Raw genomic sequence first — 755 nt, forward strand, 5'->3', positions numbered from 1 at the left:
CCAATGGATTCCACTTGCGCGGCATGGAGCTACGCTTTGCCTTGATCTTCCTGGCTGTCTTCTTTGTGCTTCAATACAGCTATTCCACCAGCCGTGGCACAGCTTTCGAGCATCTTGTCATCGAAGTCGCCACGGTGCGCCCCAGTGTGGCGGTCATCAACCTGATTGCGCCGAAGGAGCAGGCCCAGGCGACCGGGCACCGGATCGCATCGCCCCAGGGCGGGCTGTCCGTGCTCAACGGCTGCGAAGGCACCGAAAGCATCTTCCTGCTGCTGGCCGCGATTACGGCTTTCACCGCACCATGGAAGCACAAGCTGAAAGGCGCGCTTCTGGGCACTGTGTTCATTTATCTACTGAACCAGGGCCGCATTGTGTCCCTCTATTTTTCCGTCCATCATGATCGTCACTGGTTCGATTTGCTGCACGGCTACGTCGCGCCGACCCTGATCATCGTATTGGCCTGCCTGTTCTTCCTGTGGTGGGCGAGTCGCGATGCGGCTGTCAGTAATGAACCAGCGTACCCTGCTTAAGTCCGCCGCTGTTTTCCTGATCGCCTACATGGCGCTGCTCGCCCTGTCCTTGCAATATGGCCAGCGCTACATTGAACTGTTGCTCCCCCTCTACCGCTGGGAGATTAGCTGGTTAACCCCGGACTACCGCATCCTGAGCCTGGGGATTCAGGACAACCGCGGCGAAGCAGTGGTAGCGCTGAACCTCCAACAGATGCGCCTTACCGTGGTCGAAGATCACCTCCT

At 58.4% G+C, this 755-nt stretch carries 2 protein-coding genes; both read left to right on the plus strand.

Features of this window, described 5'->3' with window-relative positions; genetic code table 11:
* Positions 1 to 530, plus strand: a 530-nt coding sequence (locus tag SCT_RS15210; protein ID WP_059424658.1) for an archaeosortase/exosortase family protein, incomplete at its 5' end; no start/stop codon positions are given.
* Positions 508 to 755: hypothetical protein (locus tag SCT_RS15215; RefSeq protein ID WP_144408298.1), on the plus strand; the 248-nt coding region annotated here is incomplete at its 3' end. The genes SCT_RS15210 and SCT_RS15215, both read left to right, overlap by 23 nt.

It is taken from the genome of Sulfuricella sp. T08, from assembly GCF_000971475.1.
Lineage (GTDB): Bacteria > Pseudomonadota > Gammaproteobacteria > Burkholderiales > Sulfuricellaceae > Sulfuricella.